Below are 14379 nucleotides of genomic sequence, written 5' to 3'. Positions count from 1 at the left end.
GTACTTCTGGGCGGGGCGCGTGAACACGAAGGTAGCGCCAAGGGCTAAGGTCTTAGTACGAGTTGCACGAACGTGTTTATCTTTCATTCGTGTGGGTGAGGGCATCGGAAGGGCGACAGTGGCGATGAGGAACACCCCCACCGGGCGGCAGCTCCGGCTGGGGAGCGAGCTGCGAAAGCTCCGCGAGCGTGCCGGCCTGACCTCGACCCAGGCGGCAGCACTCCTCGGCATCAAGCAGAACCAAGTCAGCAACATGGAGGCAGGCCGCCTTGGCGTGAGCCCCGACCGTGTACGCAGCTTGGCCGGCTACTACGACTGCCCCGACAGCGTCCTCGTCGAAGCGCTCACCCGCATGACGACGGACCGCAAGCGCGGCTGGTGGGAGGAGTACCGCGAACTCCTGCCCTGCACCTTGCTCGACCTGGCCGAACTGGAGCACCACGCACAGTCGTTGAGGGATGCCACCACGGCGCGCATTCCAGGGCTGCTCCAGACTGTTGACCATGCGCGCGAGATCTTTCGCCAGGGAGTCACGGAACTCTCGCCCCCAGATGTGGAACACCGCATGTCGTTCCGTATCAAGCGGCAGGCGATCCTCTTCCGGGACGACCCTGTTCCGTATTCGGCGATCATTCATGAGGCCGCCCTGCGGATGAAGGTCGGCGGCCCCGCGGTGTCCCGGCAACAGCTTCAACACCTGCTCGACATGAGCGAGCGGGACCACATCACGCTGCGAGCCATCACGTTCGACGTCGGCGCCTTTCCGGGCTCAGGCCAATCGATCTACTACGTGCACGGCCTCGTATCTCAGCTCGACACGATCTACCTCGACCAGTCCCACGGCATCGCCTTTCTGGATGCCGAGGCCCAGCTGCACAAGTACCGAACCCTTTTCGACCGAATCGAGGCCGTCACCCTCGACCCCGGGAAGACCCGCGACCTCATCCACAGCCTGGCCCAAGAACTGTGAAGGGAACCAAGATGCCCACCCACACGTGGCAGAAGTCGTCGTACTGCTCCGAGGGCAGCTCCTGCGTCCACGTCGCCGCCGACACGACCCGCGCGATCCACATAACAGAATCCGCCGACCCCGCCGGAGCGATACTCACCGCCACCCCCGCCGCCTTCTCACATCTGCTCCGCGCACTCAAGCAAGAGCCGAATCGCGACTGAGATCGCCGTGAAGGGACACACCATGCCCGACCTCACCTGGCAGAAGTCGTCCTACTGCGCCCAGGGAAACTCCTGCGTCCACATAGCCGCCGACCAAGACGGAGCCGTCCTTCTCACCGAATCCGCCGACCCCGCCGGAGCGGTACTCACCGCCACCCCCGCCGCTTTCGCCGCGCTGGTGCGGCGGGTGCGGGTTACCGATCAAAAGCAGATTGGGTGGCTGGGGTAACTGGGTGGTTGCTGGCGGCCTCCGTACGCCGTCCTTTTGTCTGCGGCTCGGTGGGGGCTGACTTTCGTCGGCTGATCTTCGTACGGGGCTGAAGGGGGAGCCAAATTTCCCTTCAACGCCCAATGGGCTCCGTACCACCAAGGCCAAAGACGAAAAGCAGGCAGCAACAGCAAGAAGTGCACGCGGCAGGTCCGGGGTCGGTCTGCTCTCTCGTCGGCGGCTGCGGCCGGTCGGTTGGGGGCAAACGACCCCTTCGGAGGCCGAGATCTGCCACTCCCACCCCCCACGGACATCACACCCCGCAAACCTTCGACGTATGCGCAGCTCAGAGAACCGCCCCCTGGCAGCGCCCTCATGACTGGCAGATTCAGGCCAGTTCGGGCAGCCCCACCCCTCCTCCCTCGCACCCACACCCACACCCACAGCCACAGCCACAGCCACAGCCGAACCCCACCCGCATTCGAACCCCCACCCGCATGCGAACCGGCCCACGTACGAACCCGCCCGCACCCGGCAGCTCACCGCGCCGCCCCTCCCCTCCTTCCCCGTAGCCGCCGTCTTTGGCTTTTGGTTCTTGGTCGTCCGGAGCCCATTGGTGGTCGGAGCGAATGAGGAACCCCCCTCCCCCGTACGAACATCAAGCGACGAAAGTCAGCCCCCACCTGGCCGCAGAGAAAAGGACGGCGTACGGAGGCCGCCAGCAACCACCCACGGACCCCAGCCACCCCATTCGCTTTTCATCAGTGACCCCCGGGAAGGACGACCCTTGCCCCACAACGAAACCCAGCCCCCCGCCCAGCTCGACTGGACCCGCGCCGCCCCCGAGGACGCGACCGGGGACGGCCCCTGGATCGAGATCGCGTTCGGCGCCGGCGACCTCGTGTACCTGCGCGAGACGTCCGCCCCGGACACCGTCGTCACCACGACCCGCGCGAAGTGGGACGCCTTCGTACTGGGCGTACAGGCAGGCGAGTTCGACCACTTCGCCGAGGGCCTCTGACGCGGCCGGCGACGGTCAGTGAGTGGCCAACGAACCGTCACCGTTCAGGTCACGGCACAGACCTGAGGTTCATTGCCCGGAGTGACGCAGCGTGATACACAGAGTGACCATACGTTCCCTCGTATACGCAACCATGTGAAGACGTAGGAACTCAGCCAAGGAATGGCGCCAAGTCGGCAGGCATCCGCGGCGATCTGGGCAAGAATGGGCCTGACCTCTGCGCTGCGGCGGGGGCGACAGAACTACCCACATGGGGCGGTGAGTTACACATGCTGCTGGCAGCCGGCAAGGGCAACATCGACACCATCATCGGCGGGATCGCCCCCGACTGGGGCCCATTCCAGAATCTGGGCAAGGAAGCTCAGGTGATGGTCGAGGTCGTGATGGCGGTGGCGATCCTGCTGTGCCTGGGCATCGCCATCTGGGGCGCGGCCAAGCAACGAATCGGCGCGACGGCCCTGCGCGACACGTTCAGCGCCGAGCAGGGCAAGGGCCTCATCATCGCGGGCCTGACCGGCGTATTCATCATCGGCTCACTCGGCACGCTCTTCACCATCGTCTACGGCATGGCGATCTAGCCCCTGTTCCGCCCGCTCCGGTCTCACCTGCACTGAGGTTGCAACTCCCTGATGTCGAGTCACCACACCGCGCCCGCGCGGAAAGCAGCGCGGCTACCGTCGTACGTGGCGGTTCAGCACGAGCCTGAGGGGGCGTACGCGGGATGAGTCCGGGCGACGGCAACGACGACGACGGCCTCTACGGCGGCACGGGCCAGACCCGCACGCGTCTGCCCGACGGGGGGCAGGGCGATGTGTACGGGGGCGCTGCGCGCAGACCTGCCCGGTCTTCGTCGCGCAGCCTCATCACGGTGGTCGGAGTAGTGGTCCTCCTCGTCGCGGCGATCGCCTTCGCGAACCGGGGCGATTCCTCTTCGGACGACGGCAACGCGAAGAAGCCGGATACGTCTCCGACGGCGGCGACCGGAACAAAGCCCGTCAGGTCGGGCTTCGCCCATGATGAGCAGGGGGCGCAGAGCGCTGCGGCGAACTATGCGGTTCAGCTCGGTTCGGCGGAGATGTTCAACAAAGCGCAACGGGACCGCATCCTCCAAGAGGTCATCACACCCTCCCGCGTGACCGGCTTCGAGGGCACCCTCGACAAGGCCTACTCCCCCGAGTTCAACACGAACGTCGGGCTCAATGCGGACGGATCGTCGCCCAAGGGCTACACCTTCGTCTCTCGCACCACCCCGATCGGTACCAAGGCGACCGACTACTCGGCAAGCACGGCGAACGTCGCCGTCTGGTGCAGCGGGCTGCTCGGTATGGCTGGAGAGAACTCGAAGAACCCGGTCACGAACAGTTGGTTCACCATCTCCATGAAGCTTGAGTGGACCGGCGGGGACTGGAAGATCGTCACGCACTCCCAGAAGGACGGTCCCGCCCCGGTCCCGGGCGACGAGCGGGCCTCCGGTTCTGACGAGATCGCGAACGCGGTCGAGGGGTACGGAGGGTTCACGTATGCCCGTTAAGCGGCACATGCTCAAGCTCACCACTGCCATCACGGCTGTGCAGACCGCCGCGTTCCTGTTGGCTACGCGCGCCTACGCAGCGCCAGACCCGAAGAACTCGAACGATCCGTGCGATCTGATCCACGGCCCCGCCAAGGCCTACTGCGAACGCGGCAACGGCAAATCCGGAAGCGGGGGAACCCCCGCCACACCCCCCGGCACCACCAATCCCCTGGACCCCCTCTCCTCCCTCGCCAAGGGCTGTGCCGACGCCGCGTCATGGACCGTGGACATGCTCAGCAAGTCCATCAAGCAGACCGCCAGCGTCGACTTCACCAACCCCAAGTTCCTTCAGCAGTACGCCATCGTGTTCGCGGCGTCGGCGATTCTCACGTTGCTGCTGTGGCTGCTCGCCGTGGCCAAGAGGGCCGTCCGGGGTGTCCCCCTCGGTACCGCCCTCTCCGAGGCCATCGGGTTCCTCTGGCTCACCGTCATCGCGTCCGCGTTCACACCGCTGATCCTCTACACCGTCGTATCCGCGACGGACGGGGTCTCGGATGTGCTGGCGAAGGCGACGGGGGATCAGACGGACGCGTTCTTCGGGACGTTCTCCGAGGCGCTGAAGAAGGGCGACGACATAGGGGGCGGGCCGATCATGCTGATCGTCGTCTCGCTCGTGTCGATCCTCGCCGCCGGTGTGCTCTATCTGGAGCTGTATCTGCGGGCCGTGCTGCTGTACGTGGGCGCGCTGCTCGGCGTCGTCGTCTACGCAGGGCTCGTCGACAAGAACCTGTGGGGACACGTCCGCCGCTGGGCCGGCGTGATGATCGCCGTGATCCTGGTGAAGCCGGTGATCGTCATCGTGCTGGGGCTCGCGGGTGCGTTGTCGGGGTCGGAAGGGCCCGACTCCCTCGCCGCCGTCGTCTCCGGTCTCGCCATCGTGCTGCTCGCGATCTTCGCCAGCGGCATGATCTACCGCTTCGTACCCGGCTTCGGCGACGAGATCGCCAACGGCCGTAACAACCGCATCATGCGCGGCGCCGAGAACAAGGCGGCCGCGGTCATCAGTTCACCCGCCGCACTCGTCTCGCAGGGCATCAAGACGCACAGCGCCCGCGCGGACGGTGGCGGCGGCAGCGGTGGCGGCCAGTCCCAGGCCCGCCCCGCGAACCCCGTGTCGGGAGGCGTGGCCGCACACAGCACGCGCCCCTCCTCCGGGGGCAGTGGCGGTGGCGGCGGATCTGTCCCCTCCGCCGCACCTCCGCCCCGTACGAGTCCCACGAACACGCCGCACGCGCGCAATGCTCGTAACGGCGGGAACACCGGCAACAGCAATCGGCAAGGAGGTGCAGGGCGTTGACGACCCAGTCCCATGTGTCCCCATCGGTCACGCCCCGCCGTACGTATCTGATCGGCCGTGCCCGGCCGAACGCCATCGTCGGCAGGAACCGCGAGACCGGCGAGATCGCCCTCATCATCGGGGGCGCTTTCCTGGGCATGATGTGCGGGCTTCTCGTCCCCGCCCTGTCCCTGCGCATCATGCTGCTCCTGGGCTTCCCGCTGATCGCGCTCGCGGCCGTCTACATCCCGTACAAGCACCGCACCTTCTACAAGTGGTTCGAGATCAACCGCAGTTACAAGCGGCAGCTGAAGCGCGGCACGACGTACCGGTCGCGGGCCATGGACGCGGGGGTGCGGCTCGACGGGCGCGAGGTGGAGATCGGGCCGCCGCCCGGCATCGGCCGGCTGACCTGGCTGGCCGCGCCGTTCGGGCCGGACGAGATCGCCGTACTGCTGCACGCCGACCGGCGGACCGTCACCGCCGCCATCGAGATCGAGGGCCCCGGTGTCGGGCTGCGGGACAGCGAGGACCAGGAGGCGCTGGTCGACCGGTTCGGGACGCTCCTGAAGCACGTCGCGAACGGAGACGGGTTCGTCACGCGGCTGCAGATGCTCGCCCGCACGCTCCCCGCCGACCCCGACGCGCACGCCAAGGACGTCGCCGTGCGCGGCGACGACCGTGCGCCGGGCTGGCTGCAGCAGTCGTACGACCAGCTCCAGTCGATGGTGTCGACCAGCAGCGAGCAGCACCGCGCCTACCTCGTGGCCTGCATGCACTACACGCGCGAGCTGGCCGCCGAGGCGCACGCCATGGCGCGCGCGGCCCGTCCCCACAGCGGCCGCAAGGTCGACCGGGACGCCGGGCTCGCGGTCGTCATGGCGCGCGAGCTGACCGACATCTGCTCGCGCCTCCAGGAGGCCGACATCCGGGTGCGGCAGCCGCTCGGGCAGGGGCGGCTCGCCTCGCTCGTGCACTCCATGTACGACCCGGACCATCCGATCGACCACATCCAGGCCATGACCAAGCGCAACGCCTGGCCGGCCGAGCTGGACGCGATGGAGCCGACGTATCTGCAGGCCAAGACGCGCGAGTCCTCGACGCGCGCGCCCTGGTGCCACGCCACCGCCTGGGTCAAGGAGTGGCCGATGACGCCGGTCGGCGTGAACTTCCTGGCGCCGCTCCTCGTCCACACCCCCGACGTCATCCGCACCGTGGCCGTCACGATGGACCTGGAACCCACCGAGGTCGCCATCGAGCGGATGCTCACCGAGAAGACGAACGACGAGGCGGAGGCCAGCCGCGCCGCCAAGATGAACCGGACCATCGACCCGCGCGACGTCGCCGCCAACACGCGCCTCGACCAGCGCGGCGAGGACCTCGCGAGCGGCGCGGCCGGAGTCAATCTCGTCGGCTACATCACCGTCTCCTCCCGCTCCCCGGAGAGCCTCGCGCGCGACAAGCGCACGATCCGCGCCTCCGCCGGCAAGTCCTATCTGAAGCTGGAGTGGTGCGACCGCGAGCACCACCGGGCCTTCGTCAACACATTGCCGTTCGCGACCGGCATCCGACGGTAGAGGCAGGGCTCTGAGATGCGGGATCCGCTGTCCATGGCCACTGACGCCTTCACCTCCTTCCTGTTCGGGAAGGTGGAGACGACCCGGCTTCCGGTCCGTACGTCGACGGGGCAGGCCCAGGCGGTCTACCTGCCGACGGCCGCCCCCGGCCTCGGCGACTCGGGCGTCATCATCGGCCGCGAGGTCTACTCCGGCAAGGGCTACATCTACGACCCGTTCCAGCTGTACGGGCAGCAGCTGCCCGCGCCGCACTGGCTGGTCCTCGGCGAGTCCGGCAACGGCAAGTCGGCGCTGGAGAAGACGTACGTCCTGCGGCAGCTGAGGTTCAAGGACCGCCAGGTCGTCGTCCTCGACGCGCAGGGTGAGGACGGGGTCGGTGAATGGAACCTCATCGCCCAGGAGCTGGGTATAACCCCCATCCGGCTCGACCCCACGGCCGCTCTGGACATGGGGATCCGGCTCAACCCGCTCGACCCGGCGATCACGACGACCGGGCAGCTCGCCCTGCTCCGGACGATCATCGAGGTCGCCATGGGGCACGGCCTCGACGAGCGCTCCGGCTTCGCCCTCAAGGTCGCGCACGCCTACGTCAACGAGACCATCGTCGACCGCCAGCCCGTCCTGACCGACATCGTCGAGCAGCTCCGCCACCCGGAACCCGAGTCGGCGGAAGCGATGAACGTGGCCATAGACGACGTACGGGCGTGGGGGCTTGATGTCGCCCTCGTCATCGACCGGCTCGTGGACGGTGACCTGCGCGGCATGTTCGACGGTCCGACGACGGTCGGTATCGACCTCGACGCCCCGCTGATCGTCTTCGACCTCTCCCACATCGACCGCAACTCCATCGCCATGCCGATCCTCATGGCGATCGTGGGCGTGTGGCTGGAGCACACCTGGATCCGGCCGGACCGCAAGAAGCGCATCTTCCTGGTGGAGGAGGCGTGGCACATCATCAACTCGCCCTTCGTGGCGCAGCTGTTCCAGCGGCTCCTGAAGTTCGGGCGGCGGCTCGGCCTGTCGTTCGTGGCGGTCGTCCACCACCTCAGTGACGTGGTGGACGGGGCCGCGGCCAAGGAGGCGGCCGCGATCCTGAAGATGGCGTCGACGAGGACCATCTACGCCCAGAAGGCCGACGAGGCACGGGCCACCGGTCTCGTACTCGGCCTGCCACGCTGGGCCGTGGAGATCATCCCCTCGCTGACGCCGGGCATCGCGGTCTGGGACGTGAACGGGAACGTCCAGGTCGTGAAGCACCTGATCACCGAGACGGAACGGCCGCTGGTCTTCACCGACCGCGCCATGACGGAGTCCTCCGCCGAGTCGCTCGGCGACGACGACGCGATGCGCGCCGCCGACCTGGAGGCGGAGGAGCGGGCGGCCGCGTTCGTGGAACAGCACATGGGCGACCGCTACAAGGACTCGTCGGAGTCGACGGTGGCCTGAGGTCCGGGGTCTGAGGTCTGGGGCCTGGGGCCTGAGACCTGAGGTCTGGGGTCTGAGGTCTGGGAAGTTACTGGTGGGGCTCGGCGAGAGCGAGAGCGGGATGCGGCGGCACGACGCCTACGAGCGGGACGACAGGTACGGAGAGCGGGGCCGGGGTGGCCCCGCCCCGCGGGAACGGGAACGCGGCGTTCCCGACGGGCTGCTCCTCGGCGTGCTCGCGTTCCTGCTCGGCATGACCGTCATGGTGTGGACGGCGACGGGCCTGTCGGGCCTGTTCTCCAAGGGCGCCTGGCCGGACGGCGTGACGATCCGCCACACGCCGGTGGCGATGCGCTCCCTCATCGGCCGCCCGCACGACCTGCCGGGCGCGTGGCCGGACACCCCGGACGGGCAGCTCTCCGGGTACGGGCTGTTCTGGGGCCTGTTCATCGGCCAGGTGCTCGTGCTGATCGTGCTCGCGGTGTTCGTCGCGGGGACGGTGGCGCGGTGGCGGGCCGTACGGCGGAGGCGCCGGGAGGAGGCCGCCGCCGCTGCGTCGGCCGAACCGGCGCCCGCGGTCACACCCGCTGCCCGGACCACGGTCTCGGAGGTCCTCCCGGCAGCTGGGGCGGAGCCCCCTGACAGTCACAGGCACGACCAGCGCCACGCGCACGACCTGCACCACGAGCATCTCGAGCACCTCGCGAGTCCCGACACCCCGGCCGCCGCCCCCATGACCGTCCCCGCCCCCCGCGGCCCCGTCGTCCTCGGCCCCGCCGAGACCCGCGCCCCGCGGGCCATTCAGGCCATCCGGGACGCCGAGGGTCCCGTCCTCGTCGTCACGTCGTCGGCGCGTGTGTGGGCCGAGACCAAGGACGCCCGGTCGAAGCTCGGCCCCGTCCTCGTCTACGACCCGACCCACCTGTGCGACACCCCGGCCCGCCTCCACTGGAACCCGGCGCAGGGCTGCGAGGACAGGCCCACGGCCGCGTCCCGGGCTACGGCGCTCCTCGCCCCGATCCGGCCCACCGTCAAACTCGACATGGCCACCGCCGACACGGCCGAGACGCTGCTGCGGAGCTTTCTGCACGCCGCCGCCGTGGACACGAAGCCCTTCCGGCACGTGCACCGCTGGGCGCAGGGCAGTCAGGTCCAGGAGGCCATACGCATTCTGCGTACCAGCCCGAAGGCCGCGGCCGGTGCCGCGGGCGAGCTGGAGGCCGCGCTCACCTCGCACGCCGAACGCCGGGACATGGCACAGGAGTTGACGGCGCGCGCTCTGTCCTCGCTGTTCTCGGTCCACATCCGCGAGGCCTGCACCCCAAACCGAACTGATGCGCTCACCCTGGATTCCTTCGTGAACGAAGGGGGCACGCTTTATGTGGTGGGTGAAGCCATCGAGGATCCCAAGACGGACCCGGGCGCGATGCCCCTCCTCACGGCCCTCGCCTCAAGCGTGGTCGAGCACGGCCGGCGCATGGCCGAACGGTCATCCGCCGGTCGGCTCGACCCACCAATGGCGCTCGTCCTCGACGATGTCGCCGCGGTGGCTCCGCTTCCCCAGCTGCCGGAGCTGCTGTCCACCGGAGCGGACCGGGGTCTGCCGACCCTGGCCCTCCTCCGCTCCCGGGAACAGGGCCGGGCCCGCTGGCCGCACGCCGAGCTCCCGGCCCCCTAGGCCCTGTCGCCCTCGGGCCACTCCAGCACCATCTCGTACTCGTACTTCGACGGGTCCGACGGCACCGCCACGCTCGCCCCGCTGGGGACGAAGCCGAACCGCCGGTAGAACGCCTGCGCCCGCGCGTTGTCCTCGTGCACGTACAGCCGCACCCGCTCCAGGCCCTCCAGCGACCGCGCCCACTCCACGGCCGCCAGGAACAGCGCCTCGGTCACGCCGCTCGCCCGGTGCTCGGGCCGCACGTACACGCCGACGAGATGCGCCTGCCGCACGTCGCTCGTCTCGCCGAACGCGAGCGGCGCACCGGCCTCCTCGATCCGCACGGTCACAGACCCCCACCACCGGCCGTCCGCTCCCTCGGCGACGAACTGCCGGGCGGAGCCGTCGAGTTCGAACCGTCCGGCCCGGTCCCGCCAGAACTCCTCGGGCCGCGCGAGCGCGGTCTCGTACGTCTCCAGGAAGGCGATCGGCGCCGCCGGATCGCGCAGGGACGCGAGCCGTATCTCCCGCACCGCCTCCCACTCCTGTGACCGGACAGGACGTACGACGTACTTCTCGGCAGGCTCCATGGGGCGGACCCTACGGGACCGTCGTACCGGGGTACTACGCGTTTTCCGCAGCTCCGGACCGCGGGCGGACGCCCCGTACCGGCCCCTTTTCCTACCGTCGAAGCATGACGATCAGGGCACACGGACTCACCAAACGCTACGGCGACAAGACCGTCGTCCAGGACCTCACCTTCACGGTCAACCCGGGCACCGTCACCGGCTTCCTCGGCCCGAACGGCGCCGGCAAGTCCACCACCATGCGCATGCTCCTCGGCCTCGACGCCCCCACCTCGGGCCGCGCCACCGTCGGCGGCCGCGCCTACGCCGCGCACGCCGCGCCCCTGCACGAGGTCGGCGCCCTCCTGGAGGCCCGCTCGGTCCACCCGGGCCGCACCGCGTTCCACCACCTCATGGTGCTCGCCCACACGCACGGCGTGCCGCGCTCCCGCGTCGACCACGTCCTCGCGCTGACCGGCCTCACCGAGGTCGCGGGAAAGCGCGTGAAGGGCTTCTCACTCGGCATGGGCCAGCGCCTGGGCATCGCGGCCGCGCTCATCGCCGACCCGGCCACCGTCATCCTGGACGAGCCGGTCAACGGCCTCGACCCGGAGGGCGTCCTGTGGGTCCGCAACCTCCTCAAGTCCCTGGCCGCGGAGGGCCGTACGGTCCTCGTCTCCTCGCACCTGATGAGCGAGACGGCCCTGACCGCGGACCACCTCATCATCATCGGCCGCGGCCGTCTCCTCGCCGACACCACCGTCTCCGACCTCGTACGCGAGTCGGGCGCGGCCTACGTCAAGGTCGTCACGCCCGAGGCCGTACGCCTGCGCGAGCTCCTGTCCGGCGCCCCCGGCGTCGACGTCGCCGGCGAGTCCCCCGACACCCTGCACGTCCGCGGCACCGACGCCCCGGACATCGGCCGCGCCGCCGCCACGCACGGCATCCCCCTCTTCGAACTCACCCCGCAGACCGCCTCGCTGGAGCAGGCCTTCATGGACCTCACCCACGACTCGGTCGAGTACCAGGCCACCGCCCTGACGGGAGCAGCAGCATGACCACCGCAGTCCCCTACCGCGTCACCGCGCCCCGCGTACTGCGCTCCGAGTGGCACAAGTTCTGGACCCTGCGCTCCACGTGGATCACCCTCGCCGTCGCGAGCGCCCTCGTCCTCGCCGTCGGCGTCACCATGGGCTCGACGTACGACGGCGACGACTCCGAGATCGACACGGTCGTCTTCGTCCTCCTCGGCACCCAGCTCTCGCAGATCTGCGTCGCCGTCCTCGGCATCCTGGTCACGGCGAGCGAGTACTCGACGGGCATGATCCGCGCCTCGCTGACGGCGGTCCCGCGCCGGCTGCCCGTGCTGTGGTCCAAGGCCGGCGTGTTCGTGGCCGTCGCGTTCGCCCTGAGCTTCGTGACGAACGTGGTCACGTTCCTGGTCGCGCAGATCTGGCTCTCCGACGGCGACAAGGCGACCTCGCTCACCGACGCGGGCGTCCTCGGCGCCCTCGCGGGCAACGCCGCCGGCATCACCCTGATGAGCCTGATCGCCCTCGGCCTCGGCGCCCTGCTCCGCTCGGTCCCGGCCGCGATCGGCGCCTTCGTCGGCGGCGTGATGATCCTCCCCGAGATCCTCGGCATGCTCCCGTACGACGCCGTGGACAGCGCCGTCAACTACTTCCCGACCCAGTCCGCCGAATCCCTCGGCTCGGCCACCCGGCTCGCCGACTCGGTCCCGCCCGCCATGGGTCTCCTCTCCCTGACCCTGTGGGCCGCCGCGGTCCTCACGGCCGCGGCCCTGCTCCTCAGGCGCCGCGACGTATGACGCCCCGCGGAACCCTTTCCCGTACGAGGATGAAGCGGTGACGGACGAGGTGACGGACGACAGGACCCAGGGGCCCGAGCGAGCCCCCTTCCCCCTCACCGCTCACGTCCAGCGGCTCACCGAGCGGGTGCGCGCCTCCGACCGGCGCCGCCCGCTCGTCTGGGACCTGCACCTGACGGGCTTCTTCGTGACCGCCGCCGTCATCGACTACACGGGCGGCGGCTGGCGCAACATCGCCCACAACACCGACGTACCGGGCCCGCTGGTCCTGTGCCTGAGTCTCGCTCTGACCGTGCCCCTGCTGTGGCGCCGCACGCGCCCGATGACGACCCTCGCGGTGATGGTGGCGGCGGGTGTCGTGAACAGCTGGACGGGCGCCCTGCTCCAGGCGGCGCTGGTCCAGCTCATCGTCGTGTTCAACGTCGCGCTGCGCCGCCCCCTCAAGCTCCTTGCCGCCGCCTGCGCGCTGACGATCGTGCCGGTCGTCGTGGGCGTCGCCCGCTATCCGAAGGGCAGTTGGGACCAGCAGATCGTCCCGCAGGTCTGGGCCATCACCCTGGTGGCACTGCTCGGCATCGCGGTCCGCAGCCGCCAGGAGTACACATCGTCCCTCGTCGAGCGCGCCCGCCGCCTGGAGGTCGAACGCGACCAGCAGGCCCGGCTCGCCGCGGCAGAGGAACGCACCCGCATCGCCCGCGAGATGCACGACATCATCGGCCACAACCTCTCCGTCATCACGGGCCTCGCCGACGGCGGTTCCTACGCGGCGGCCAAGAGCCCCGAGCGCGCCGGGCAGGCGCTGGAGGCCATCGCGACGACGAGTCGCCAGGCCCTCGCGGAACTGCGCCGTCTGCTCGACGTCCTGCGCGAAGAGGCCGTGCTCACGGCCGAGTTGGCCCCCCAGCCGGCGCTCACGGACCTGGACCAGCTGGTCGACGGAGTACGCGCGGCCGGCCTGCCCGTACGCCTCGCGCTGCGCGGCCGCCCGGGCTCCCTCGCCCCTGGAAAGGAACTGACGGTGTACCGCGTCGTGCAGGAGGCGCTCACCAACACGCTCAAGCACGCCGGTCCGGGCGCCGCCGCCGCCGTCGACGTCACGTACGGGGACGACGGGGTACGGGTCAGCGTCACGGACACGGGCCGCGGAGGCCGCCCGCCGGAGCCGGGCGCGGGACGCGGCCTGACCGGCATGCGCGAGCGAACTTCCCTCTACGACGGCACACTTGAGGCAGGCCCGCTGCCCACGCCCCCGGGCGGCTGGCGCGTCCGTCTCCACCTCCCGAAGGAACCCTCCTTGTGACCAGCGTGCTCATCGTCGACGACCAGCCCATGCAGCGCTTCGGCTTCCGCATGCTGCTGGAGAGCCAGGACGACCTGACGGTCGCCGGCGAGGCGGGCGACGGCGCCGAGGCGGTCCGCCTCACGGCACGCCTCCACCCGGACGTCGTCCTGATGGACATCCGCATGCCGGGCCTCGACGGCATCGAGGCCACGCGCCGCATCGTCGCGTCCGGCGCCCGCACCCGGGTCCTGATCCTCACGACGTTCGACCTCGACGAGTACGCCTACGACGGCCTGCGCGCGGGAGCGTCCGGATTCCTCGTCAAGGACGCGCTGCCGGAGGAACTCCTCTCCGGGATCCGGGCGGTCGCGACGGGCGACGCGGTGGTCGCCCCGAGCCTGACGCGCCGTCTCCTCGACGCGTACGTCCAGCACTTGCCGGCCACGAACACACCCCAGGGCCCCGATCCGCGCATCGCCGCCCTCACGGACCGGGAACGCGAGATCCTCACGGTCATCGCCCAGGGCTGGACGAATTCGGAGATCGCCGCGCGCCTGCACCTGGCCGAGTCGACGGTGAAGACCCATGTGAGTCGCATCCTGGCAAAGACGGGCGCCAGAGACCGGGTGCAGGCGGTGATCGTGGCTTACGACGCGAAGCTGGTGGAGCCGGCGTGAATCCGCGGCTTGCTTTATGGCCGGGAACGCAAAAAAGCCTCGTTCCCCGAGTTTTCACTCGGGGAACGAGGCTTTTTATCAAAAATAGTTCGGCGGCGTCCTACTCTCCCACAGGG

At 69.6% G+C, this 14379-nt stretch carries 15 protein-coding genes; 14 read left to right on the top strand and 1 reads right to left on the bottom strand.

What is annotated here, in order from left to right:
• Positions 1-124: 124 nt before the first annotated feature.
• From ACWIGU_RS17025 to ACWIGU_RS16980, 10 genes are all read left to right on the top strand, one after another.
• A complete protein-coding gene (locus ACWIGU_RS17025; protein ID WP_454402364.1) occupies positions 125-970 on the top strand; it encodes a helix-turn-helix domain-containing protein in 846 nt (281 codons plus the stop codon).
• A gap of 11 nt (positions 971-981) precedes the next feature.
• Entirely contained in the window at positions 982-1173 is a 192-nt protein-coding gene (locus ACWIGU_RS17020; protein ID WP_454401643.1) for a DUF397 domain-containing protein, read from the top strand.
• A gap of 7 nt (positions 1174-1180) precedes the next feature.
• The gene (locus tag ACWIGU_RS17015) at positions 1181-1402 is read left to right on the top strand and encodes a DUF397 domain-containing protein (RefSeq protein WP_454401641.1); all 222 of its coding nucleotides are present in this window, start codon (positions 1181-1183) and stop codon (positions 1400-1402) included.
• A 766-nt stretch (positions 1403-2168) separates the two neighbouring features.
• Positions 2169-2402 carry a DUF397 domain-containing protein gene (locus ACWIGU_RS17010; RefSeq protein WP_356273674.1) on the top strand — a complete coding sequence of 78 codons (234 nt, stop codon included), beginning with the start codon at positions 2169-2171 and terminating at the stop codon, positions 2400-2402.
• Positions 2403-2671: 269 nt separating this feature from the next.
• Positions 2672-2980: a hypothetical protein gene (locus ACWIGU_RS17005; protein WP_116512240.1), complete on the top strand. Its 309-nt coding sequence runs from the start codon at positions 2672-2674 to the stop codon at positions 2978-2980.
• A 143-nt stretch (positions 2981-3123) separates the two neighbouring features.
• Entirely contained in the window at positions 3124-3933 is an 810-nt protein-coding gene (locus tag ACWIGU_RS17000; protein ID WP_454401639.1) for a hypothetical protein, read from the top strand.
• Positions 3923-5272: a hypothetical protein gene (locus ACWIGU_RS16995; protein WP_454401637.1), complete on the top strand. Its 1350-nt coding sequence runs from the start codon at positions 3923-3925 to the stop codon at positions 5270-5272. The genes ACWIGU_RS17000 and ACWIGU_RS16995 overlap by 11 nt, the downstream gene beginning before the upstream one ends.
• Complete coding sequence (locus tag ACWIGU_RS16990) at positions 5269-6828, top strand: SCO6880 family protein (protein WP_454401635.1); 1560 nt, start codon at positions 5269-5271, stop codon at positions 6826-6828. The genes ACWIGU_RS16995 and ACWIGU_RS16990 overlap by 4 nt, the downstream gene beginning before the upstream one ends.
• Before the next feature lie 15 nt (positions 6829-6843).
• Complete coding sequence (locus ACWIGU_RS16985) at positions 6844-8274, top strand: ATP-binding protein (protein ID WP_454401633.1); 1431 nt, start codon at positions 6844-6846, stop codon at positions 8272-8274.
• Positions 8275-8374: 100 nt separating this feature from the next.
• Positions 8375-9931, top strand: a complete 1557-nt coding sequence (locus ACWIGU_RS16980; RefSeq protein WP_454402362.1) for a TraM recognition domain-containing protein — start codon at positions 8375-8377, stop codon at positions 9929-9931.
• Here ACWIGU_RS16980 and ACWIGU_RS16975 read toward each other — a convergent pair.
• Entirely contained in the window at positions 9928-10500 is a 573-nt protein-coding gene (locus ACWIGU_RS16975; RefSeq protein WP_454401631.1) for a GNAT family N-acetyltransferase, read from the bottom strand. The genes ACWIGU_RS16980 and ACWIGU_RS16975 overlap by 4 nt on opposite strands.
• A gap of 104 nt (positions 10501-10604) precedes the next feature.
• Here ACWIGU_RS16975 and ACWIGU_RS16970 point away from each other — a divergent pair, with 104 nt between their 5' ends.
• From ACWIGU_RS16970 to ACWIGU_RS16955, 4 genes are read left to right on the top strand one after another with little or no spacing between them, the layout of a single operon-like run.
• Positions 10605-11534 carry an ABC transporter ATP-binding protein gene (locus tag ACWIGU_RS16970; protein WP_454401629.1) on the top strand — a complete coding sequence of 310 codons (930 nt, stop codon included), beginning with the start codon at positions 10605-10607 and terminating at the stop codon, positions 11532-11534.
• Positions 11531-12304, top strand: coding sequence for an ABC transporter permease (locus tag ACWIGU_RS16965; RefSeq protein WP_454401627.1), 774 nt, complete (start codon positions 11531-11533; stop codon positions 12302-12304). The genes ACWIGU_RS16970 and ACWIGU_RS16965 overlap by 4 nt, the downstream gene beginning before the upstream one ends.
• A gap of 37 nt (positions 12305-12341) precedes the next feature.
• Positions 12342-13604 (top strand): sensor histidine kinase, encoded by a 1263-nt coding sequence (locus tag ACWIGU_RS16960; protein WP_454401625.1) that lies wholly within the window; start codon positions 12342-12344, stop codon positions 13602-13604.
• Complete coding sequence (locus ACWIGU_RS16955) at positions 13601-14263, top strand: response regulator (protein WP_454401623.1); 663 nt, start codon at positions 13601-13603, stop codon at positions 14261-14263. Before ACWIGU_RS16960 ends, ACWIGU_RS16955 begins: the two co-directional genes overlap by 4 nt.
• Positions 14264-14379 lie beyond the last annotated feature (116 nt).

This window comes from Streptomyces sp. NPDC055400 (assembly GCF_053644375.1).
Note: the sequence above shows the minus strand (reverse complement) of the source record. Positions and strands in the feature narration are given on the sequence as shown.

Excerpts from the sequence above, each read along its gene's own strand:
- ACWIGU_RS16970 (WP_454401629.1), top strand. The coding sequence starts at position 10,605 with ATGACGATCAGGGCACACGGACTCACCAAACGCTACGGCGACAAGACC.
- ACWIGU_RS16965 (WP_454401627.1), top strand. The coding sequence starts at position 11,531 with ATGACCACCGCAGTCCCCTACCGCGTCACCGCGCCCCGCGTACTGCGC.
- ACWIGU_RS17000 (WP_454401639.1), top strand. The coding sequence starts at position 3,124 with ATGAGTCCGGGCGACGGCAACGACGACGACGGCCTCTACGGCGGCACG.
- ACWIGU_RS17020 (WP_454401643.1), top strand. The coding sequence starts at position 982 with ATGCCCACCCACACGTGGCAGAAGTCGTCGTACTGCTCCGAGGGCAGC.
- ACWIGU_RS16985 (WP_454401633.1), top strand. The coding sequence starts at position 6,844 with ATGCGGGATCCGCTGTCCATGGCCACTGACGCCTTCACCTCCTTCCTG.
- ACWIGU_RS16975 (WP_454401631.1), bottom strand. The coding sequence starts at position 10,500 with ATGGAGCCTGCCGAGAAGTACGTCGTACGTCCTGTCCGGTCACAGGAG.
- ACWIGU_RS17025 (WP_454402364.1), top strand. The coding sequence starts at position 125 with ATGAGGAACACCCCCACCGGGCGGCAGCTCCGGCTGGGGAGCGAGCTG.
- ACWIGU_RS16980 (WP_454402362.1), top strand. The coding sequence starts at position 8,375 with ATGCGGCGGCACGACGCCTACGAGCGGGACGACAGGTACGGAGAGCGG.
- ACWIGU_RS16995 (WP_454401637.1), top strand. The coding sequence starts at position 3,923 with ATGCCCGTTAAGCGGCACATGCTCAAGCTCACCACTGCCATCACGGCT.
- ACWIGU_RS17005 (WP_116512240.1), top strand. The coding sequence starts at position 2,672 with ATGCTGCTGGCAGCCGGCAAGGGCAACATCGACACCATCATCGGCGGG.